Source organism: Phenylobacterium sp., assembly GCF_030646615.1.
Classification (GTDB): Bacteria; Pseudomonadota; Alphaproteobacteria; order Caulobacterales; family Caulobacteraceae; genus Phenylobacterium.
On the sequence record NZ_JAUSLG010000077.1, the window covers coordinates 1 to 7748 of the forward strand.

The following is a 7748-nucleotide window of genomic DNA, read 5'->3' on the forward strand; positions in this document are numbered from 1 at the left end:
CTGGCCGTGTGCCGTTCCATGAACTCGGACATATCCAGCTGGATAAGGGCTTCCTCGCTGCCGAACATGAACTTGGCCAGGGCCTTGGTCAGCTCGGTCTTGCCGACGCCGGTGGGGCCGAGGAAGAGGAAGCTGCCCAGCGGGCGGTTGGGGTCGTTGAGGCCGGCGCGGGCGCGGCGGACGGCGTCGGACACGGCGACCAGCGCCTCTTCCTGACCGACCACGCGGCCGCGCAGGGCGTCCTCCATCTTCAGCAGTTTCTCGCGCTCGCCCTCGAGCATCTTGTCGACGGGCACGCCGGTCCAGCGGCTGACCACCGCAGCAATCTGCTCGGCGTCGACCACCTCCGGGCTGACCGGCTCTTCGGCGGCGGCGGTTTCGGCTTGCGCCAGGCTCCGCTCCAGGGGCGGGATTTCGCCATAGGCGATCTCCGAGGCCCGCTGCAGGTCGCCCCGGCGCTGGGCGGCGACAAGCTCTGCGCGCAGCCGATCCAGGGCCTCGCGGATCTGGGCCGCCGAGCTGAGCTTGTCCTTCTCCGCCTTCCAGCGGCCGGTCATGCCAGCGGATTCCGCCTCCAGTTCGACGAGTTCGTCCTCAAGCTTCTCCAGGCGCGCCTTGGACGCCGCGTCGGTCTCCCGGGTCAGGGCCTCGCGCTCGATCTTCAGCTGGACGATCCGACGGTCGATCTCGTCCAGTTCTTCGGGCTTGGAGTCCACGGCCATGCGCACCCGGCTGGCCGCCTCGTCCACCAGGTCGATGGCCTTGTCGGGCAGGAAGCGGTCGGCGATGTAGCGGTTCGACAGGGTGGCGGCGGCGACGATGGCGCTGTCGGAGATGCGCACCCCGTGGTGGACCTCGTACTTCTCCTTCAGGCCCCGCAGGATCGAGATGGTGTCCTCCACCGTAGGCTCGGAGACGAACACCGGCTGGAAGCGGCGGGCCAGCGCCGCGTCCTTCTCCACATGCTTGCGGTACTCATCGAGCGTGGTGGCGCCGACGCAGTGCAGTTCGCCCCGCGCCAGGGCGGGCTTGAGCAGGTTGGAGGCGTCCATGGCGCCGTCCGACTTCCCGGCGCCGACCAGGGTGTGCATCTCGTCGATGAACAGGATGATCGAGCCTTCGGCGGCGGTGACCTCGTTCAGGACGGCCTTCAGCCGCTCTTCGAACTCGCCGCGATACTTCGCCCCGGCGATCAGCGAGCCCATGTCCAGCGACAGGAGCTTCTTGTCCTTCAGGCTTTCGGGCACATCGCCATTGACGATGCGCAGGGCCAGGCCCTCGACGATGGCGGTCTTGCCGACGCCGGGCTCGCCGATCAGGACGGGATTGTTCTTGGTGCGCCGCGACAGCACCTGGATGGTCCGGCGGATCTCCTCGTCCCGGCCGATGACGGGGTCGAGCTTCTGGTCCCGAGCGGCCTGGGTCAGGTCGCGGGCATAGCGCTTGAGGGCGTCATAGCCCTCCTCGGCCGAGGCCGAATCGGCGGTGCGCCCCTTGCGGACATCGTTGGCGGCGCTCTCCAGGGCGCTAGCCTTGACGCCCGCGCTCTTCAGGGCCTCGGCGGCCTCGCCCCCTTCGGCCGCAATGGCCAGCAGCAGGCGCTCAGTGGTCACGAAGGCGTCGCCGGCCGCCTTGGCGTCAGCCTCGGCCTTGGCGAAGACCCGGGCGCTTTCGGGCGCCATGTAGAGCTGACCTGAGCCCCCTTCGACCTTGGCCCGCTTGGCCAGGGCTGCTTCCACGGCGGCGTCGGCCTCGTCGGGTCGGCCGCCGGCGCTCTGAATCAGGGCGCGGGACAGCCCGTCCTTCTCCTCAAGCAAGACCTTGAGCAGGTGGATGGGCGCGAGTTGCTGGTGTCGGCGGGCGAGCGCGAGGCTCTGGGCCGACTGGATCGCCTGTTTGGCGCGATCGGAATAGACGTCAATGTTCATGGCATCCCCTCGTTAGGCGGATTGACGCGCCTCGCCTTGAGACAGCGCAAGGCGCGTCGAGGCTGGATGTAGGTGTGGCCATTCCGCCACACAAGTCGCATTGCCCCGGTTTTCAGGGAAACCAAAGCCAGGGCCGCCCCCTTAACCCCGCATCAGTCGGCCTCACGGCCGGCCCTGTCGTGTTTGGGAGTTCTATCTATGAAAAAGGCCTGGGTACTGGCGCTTGTCGGCGCAACCAGCCTCGCTGGACCGGCTGCGGCCGGCGGCTTCTATCTTCAGGAACAGTCGGTGCGCGGCGCCGGCCGGGCCTTTACCGGCGAAGTGGCCGACACCGGCGTCTCGTCCCTGTGGTGGAACCCCGCCGCCATCGCCCGCTCGCCGCGGGAGGTCTATGTGGGCGCCCACGCGATCTTCGTCGATGCGACCGTGAACGACACCGGCTCGACCATCACCTATCCCGGCGGCGTGACCGTGCCGGTGGGTGGCGAGCCCCGGGCCTTCAACCCGATCCAGAGCGGCGTGGCCCCGAACTTCGCCATCGCCACCCCAGTGGGCGAGCGCTTCGCCCTCGGCCTCTCGGTCGCCGCCCCCTACAACTTCACCACCGAATATCGCGACAACGCCTGGGCGCGCTATGACGGTCTGGAGTCCGGCCTCACCACCGCCGACATCCAGCTGACCGGCGCCATGCAGGTCACCGACTGGCTCGACCTCGGCGCCGGCGTCAGCGGCCAGTATACTGAGGCCACGCTGTCGACCGCCTATCCGAACCTGGCGCCCGGCGCGCCGGACGGCGTCTCGCAGCTCAAGGGCAATGGCTGGGACTTCGGCTGGACCGTGGGCGCCCAGGCGCATTTCGACGCCCTGACCTTCGGCGCCAGCTATCGCTCGGCGATCGAGCATGACCTGGACGGCGATGTGCGCGTCGTCGGCCTGGCGGGCCCGCTCGCCCCGTTCAACACCGATATCGGCGGTTCTGCCAACTTCTCGACCCCGTGGATCGCCACCTTCGGCGCCCGCTGGCAGGCCACCGAGCGTCTGGCCATCAACGCCCAGGTCAACCGCATCGGATGGAGCGAGTTCGACGCCATCACCGTCACCTCGCCGGCGGTCAACCAGATCCTGCCGCAGCAGTACAATGACGTCACCACCGGCGGCATGGGCGTGGACTATATGGTCAATCAGCGTCTCACCCTGCGGGCCGGGGCGCAGTACGATCCGACTCCGACGCAGGATGATCTGCGCACCGCGCGGGTTCCCGATGGCGACCGCTGGCTCTATGGCGTCGGCGCCAGCGCCATGCTGAGCGACTCGCTCACCATGGACGCCGCGCTCTCCTACATTGCGTTCGACGAGAGCCAGGTGAACCACGACACCACCTTCTATGAAGGCACGGCCGCCCAGACCGTCACCCGCCTGCGCGGCGACGTGAACGGCGAGGGCGCCATCCTGTCCCTGGGTCTGCGCAAGACCTTCTAAGCTTGACCGCCTTGGGCCGCTCAGTTGACCTCGGTCTTCTTGGGCGGCTCCGGCGGCAGGGGGGCGACAGGCACGCCGTCCTCCACCAGGGCCTTCACCTCAGCCGGCGTGGCCTGGCCATAGATGCCGCGGTCCTCGGACCTGCCCTCGTGGATGGCGCGGGCCTCCTTGGCGAAGGCGTCGCCTACGTCGTCGAAGTTCTCTTCCACGTGGCGGCGGACCTTGCTCAAGGCCTCCATCATCACCGCCCGGGCCTGGGGCGGCAGGTCTGGCGTGTTGCGCTTGGTGCCCGCCACGGCCGGGGCCATGATCTGTTTGCGCACCTCCTGCACGCCACAGACCGGGCATTCCAGCAGGCCGCGGGCCTTCTGGTCGTCGAAATCGCTGGAGGCGGAGAACCAGCCCTCGAACTCGTGACCGTGATCGCAGGCCAGGGCGTAGCGGATCATGGGCGCGCCACGGGTCCGGAAAAGGGTCGCGCATTGGCCAAGGCCGGAATGGCCGTCCGCGCCTTGGCGACGAGGTCCAGGTCGAGGTCGGCGAACAGCACGCCCGGCTCATCGTGGTCGAGCTCGGCGATCACCTCGCCCCAGGGCGCGACCACCAGGCTGTGGCCATAGGTGCCGCGACCGTCCTCATGGAAGCCGCCCTGCGCCGGGGCGATGACGAAACTGCCGGTCTCGATGGCCCGGGCGCGCAGCAGCACCTCCCAGTGCGCCACCCCGGTCGAGCGGGTGAAGGCGGCCGGCGTGGTCAGCACCTGCGCGCCGGCCAGGGCGAGCGCCCGGTGCAGGGCCGGGAAGCGCAGGTCGTAGCAGATGGTCAAGCCAAGCTTCGCGCCCTGCGCCTGGGCCAAGACGGCGGCGTCGCCTGGCGCATAGGTGGCCGACTCCCGGGCGCGCTCGCCATTGGGCAGGTCCACATCGAACATGTGCAGCTTGTCGTAGGTGGCGGTGATGTCGCCGTCGGGGCTGATCAGGGCGCTGCGGTTGGCGCACAGGCCATCCTCCCGCTTCACCAGGGCCGAGCCGATCAGGATGCTGACGCCAGAGGCGCGCGCCACATCCTGCAGGGCGACCACGACGGGATCATCTTCCAGGGCGCGCAGCTGGGGCAGCAGGGCCTCGCGGTCCTTCTGCAGGATATTGGTCCCCTCCGGCGTGGCGATGAGCCGCGCGCCGCCCTCGGCCGCTTGGCGCACCAGGGGCAGGACATGGTCGAGCGCCGCAGCCTGGCTGGCCGGCGTTCGGGTCTGGACGAGGGCGACGCGCAGCATCATGCGAACGGGCTCAGGCGCCCTGCAGCAGCGGATCGAGTTTGCCCGCCCGCTCCAGCTCCATCATCTCGTCGCAGCCGCCGATGTGGCGCTCGCCGATAAAGATCTGCGGGAAGGTGGTCCCGCCGCCGGAGCGCTGGACCATTTCCTGGCGCTTCTCGGGATCGAAGGCGGCCTCGATCTCGGTGAAGTCGACCCCCTTCTTCTCCAGCAGGGTCAGGGCGCGCACGCAGTAGGGGCAATAGGGCTTGGTGTAGATGGTGACATTGGGCATGGCGGGGATAAGGGGCGTCTCTGATGAAATGTCCAGACCTGCGCTGTGGCGCCGCAGATCATGAGGGGATGGTGGCGGCCTTGACGCGCGCCACCACGGCGAGATCGACGCGGGCCGCCCCGGCGGCGAGCAGGGCCCGCGCGCAGCCGTCGGCGGTGGCGCCAGTGGTCAGAACGTCATCGACCAGCAGGATGTTGCGTCCGGCCACCTGATGGGTGCGGCCCGGCGGCACGACAAAGGCGCCGGCGACATTGCGCTTGCGGCCCGAGCCTGACTTGCCGCCCTGGCTCTCTGTCGCTCTTCGGCGCACCAGCACGTCAGGCAGGTAGGGCCGGTCGCGCAGTCGGGCGAGGCCGCGGGCGATCTCGGCGGCCTGGTTGAACCGGCGGGAAAACAGCCGCGAGGCGTGCAGCGGCACGGGCGTGATCGCGCTGGCCTCCTCCACCAGCCCATCGGCGGCCCGCGACAGCCAGCGGGCGAACAGCGGCGCCAGGTCCTGCCGGTCGGCGTGCTTGAGCTGCAGGATCGGATCGCGGGAGGTCTCGTCATAGACGCACGCCGCCCTGGCCCGCGCGAAGGCCCTCGGCCGGGCCTCACAGGCGGCGCAGCGCACGCCCGGGCCGAGGGAAAATTCGAAGGCCGTCCCGCAGCCATCGCAGACCGGCCCATCGAGGAAGGTGATCTTCATCCAGGCCTCAGGCGAAAGCCCCGGAGACAGGGGCCGCGGGCCTGCATCCAGGGCCTGGGGCGGAAACACCAGGTCCAGCAGATCGCGCCCGGCCGATTTCAGCTGCGCCCCTGGTTTCCAGGAGAGCCCCGAAAGGCCATCTTGCAGGCTCATGTCACCCACCCCGCCCCGACTGTTCGACCGCGGCCTCGTGCGCAAGCACCTGGACCGCGCCGCCCCGGCCTTCGAAAACGCCGACTTCCTGCACCGCCGCGCCGCCGAAGACGCGGTCGAGCGGCTGGAGGCGATCATGCGCGACTTCCCCCTGGCCGTCGATCTCTCGGCGCGACGGGGCGCGTTCGGCCAGGCCCTGGCGCGCAGCGACGCCCGCCCCCGCGTCGGGCTGGTGATCGAGGCCGATCTGTCGCACGCCATGCTGAAGGGCCGCTCCGGACCGCGCCTGGTGGCCGACGAGGAGCGCCTGCCCTTTGCGGCCGGCGGGCTGGACCTGGCCATCTCCACCTTCGGACTCCACTGGACCAACGATGTGGTGGGCGCCCTGATCCAGATTCGGCGGGCGCTCAGGCCCGATGGCCTGTTCATCGGCGCCTTCCTGGGGGGATCGACCCTGTTCGAGCTGCGCCGCTCGCTGATCGACGCCGAGGCCGAACTCACGGGCGGGGCCGGCAGCCGCGTTTCGCCCTTCGCCGACGCCGCTGACGCCGCGGGCCTGTTGCAGCGGGCGGGCTTCGCCCTGCCGGTGGCCGATGTGGACCGGGTGACCGTGCGCTACGCCCATCCGCTGAAGCTGCTGGCCGACCTGCGCCAGATGGGCGAGACCAATGCCCTGGCCGATCGCCACCCGCGGCGCCTGAGCCGGGCGGTTCTGGGACGGGCCTTCGAGCTCTATGTGGAACGGTTTGCCGAGGCCGATGGCCGGGTCCCGGCCACCTTTGAAATCCTGACCCTCACCGGCTGGGCGCCCCACGCCAGCCAGCAACAGCCCCTGAAGCCCGGCTCGGCCAAGATGCGCCTGGCCGAGGCCTTAGGCGTGGAGGAGAACCCGCTGCCGCGGGAGGAGGACTAAACGAGCGCGTCGGAGACGCTGATCAGCAGCTCATAGATCTGGGCCCGGAGAACACCGGCGGCGGTGATGATCACGAGACCGAGCACGGCCGCCAGCAGGGCGTATTCGATGGCGGTCGCGCCGGACGTCTCGCGGACGAACCGCTTCAGACCATGTCGCGCAGCCAGGCGACCAGGGGCGCGTCGGCCGGCGGCATCGGATAGTCGCTGAGCTTGTTGGGCTTCACCCATGCGAGGGCCTTGTGTTCCTTGGCGGTGACGAACCCGCTCCAGCGCCGGCACAGATAGAGTGGCATCAGCAGGTGAAAGGACTCATAACCGTGGCTGGCGAACACGAAGGGTGCCAGGCAGGCGTGGGTCACCTGAATGCCCAGCTCCTCGTCCAGCTCGCGGATCAGGCAGGCCTCGGGCGTCTCGCCCGCCTCGACCTTGCCGCCCGGAAATTCCCACAATCCCGCCAACTGCTTGCCCTGGGGCCGCTGGCAGATGAGCACCCGGCCGTCGACGTCGATCAGGGCCGCCGCGGCGACCAGCAGGATGGATTTCGCGGGAGGGGGCTGGGTCATCCGTCCCGACCTAGCAGCCGCTCCCGGATCGCGCCAGACGATCAGGCAGGCGACGGAGGGCCAACCTCTGCTATGGAGCGCGCCATCTCTCGCCGATGGAGCTGGACATGGCCACGCTGACGCTCGACCGCTGGAACCTTTCGATCGGCGACGGCCAGCCGCTGGCGGTGATCGCCGGGCTCAATGTCATCGAGGACCTGGATCTGGCGCTCGGCACGGCCCGGACACTGAAGGCCATCTGCGCCGATCTCGGCCTGTCGTTCATCTTCAAGGCCAGCTACGACAAGGCCAACCGCTCGTCGCTGAAAAGCTCTCGCGGACCGGGGCTGGAGAAGGGCCTGGCGATCCTGGCGGAGGTGAAGGCCAAGGTCGGGGTGCCGATCGCCACCGACATCCACACCGTCGAGGAGTGCGAGCCGGTCGCCGCCGTGGCCGACCTGGTGCAGATTCCCGCCTTCCTCTGTCGCCAGAC

General features: G+C 69.4%; 9 protein-coding genes and 1 pseudogene. 3 read left to right on the plus strand and 7 right to left on the minus strand.

What is annotated here, in order from left to right:
* Positions 1–1928, minus strand: a 1928-nt coding sequence (locus tag Q7S93_RS14295) for a Clp protease N-terminal domain-containing protein (protein WP_304714588.1), incomplete at its 3' end; no start/stop codon positions are given.
* A 198-nt stretch (positions 1929–2126) separates the two neighbouring features.
* Here Q7S93_RS14295 and Q7S93_RS14300 point away from each other — a divergent pair.
* Complete coding sequence (locus Q7S93_RS14300; protein WP_304714589.1) at positions 2127–3407, plus strand: OmpP1/FadL family transporter; 1281 nt, start codon at positions 2127–2129, stop codon at positions 3405–3407.
* A gap of 20 nt (positions 3408–3427) precedes the next feature.
* On the opposite strand, the gene Q7S93_RS14305 is transcribed toward Q7S93_RS14300, so the two are convergent.
* The 4 genes from Q7S93_RS14305 to Q7S93_RS14320 are packed head-to-tail and all read right to left on the minus strand — an operon-like array spanning position 3428 to position 5798.
* Positions 3428–3856, minus strand: coding sequence for a DUF1178 family protein (locus Q7S93_RS14305; protein ID WP_304714590.1), 429 nt, complete (start codon positions 3854–3856; stop codon positions 3428–3430).
* Positions 3853–4686 carry a carbon-nitrogen hydrolase family protein gene (locus tag Q7S93_RS14310; protein WP_304714591.1) on the minus strand — a complete coding sequence of 278 codons (834 nt, stop codon included), beginning with the start codon at positions 4684–4686 and terminating at the stop codon, positions 3853–3855. The genes Q7S93_RS14305 and Q7S93_RS14310 overlap by 4 nt, the downstream gene beginning before the upstream one ends.
* Before the next feature lie 10 nt (positions 4687–4696).
* Entirely contained in the window at positions 4697–4957 is a 261-nt protein-coding gene (grxC, locus tag Q7S93_RS14315; RefSeq protein ID WP_304714592.1) for a glutaredoxin 3, read from the minus strand.
* 58 nt (positions 4958–5015) lie between these two features.
* The gene (locus Q7S93_RS14320; RefSeq protein WP_304714593.1) at positions 5016–5798 is read right to left on the minus strand and encodes a ComF family protein; all 783 of its coding nucleotides are present in this window, start codon (positions 5796–5798) and stop codon (positions 5016–5018) included.
* Between Q7S93_RS14320 and Q7S93_RS14325 the strand changes: the two genes are divergently transcribed.
* Positions 5797–6711, plus strand: a complete 915-nt coding sequence (locus Q7S93_RS14325; RefSeq protein WP_304714594.1) for a methyltransferase domain-containing protein — start codon at positions 5797–5799, stop codon at positions 6709–6711. The genes Q7S93_RS14320 and Q7S93_RS14325 overlap by 2 nt on opposite strands.
* On the opposite strand, the gene Q7S93_RS14330 is transcribed toward Q7S93_RS14325, so the two are convergent.
* A complete protein-coding gene (locus Q7S93_RS14330; RefSeq protein ID WP_304714595.1) occupies positions 6708–6941 on the minus strand; it encodes a Flp family type IVb pilin in 234 nt (77 codons plus the stop codon). The two genes, Q7S93_RS14325 and Q7S93_RS14330, sit on opposite strands and share 4 nt — an antisense overlap.
* Positions 6857–7276 (minus strand): 8-oxo-dGTP diphosphatase MutT, encoded by a 420-nt coding sequence (gene mutT, locus Q7S93_RS14335; RefSeq protein WP_304714596.1) that lies wholly within the window; start codon positions 7274–7276, stop codon positions 6857–6859. Before mutT ends, Q7S93_RS14330 begins: the two co-directional genes overlap by 85 nt.
* A 107-nt stretch (positions 7277–7383) precedes the next feature.
* On the opposite strand from mutT, the pseudogene Q7S93_RS14340 reads away from it, so the two are divergent.
* A pseudogene (locus Q7S93_RS14340) lies at positions 7384–7748 on the plus strand (3-deoxy-8-phosphooctulonate synthase); the annotation flags it as partial.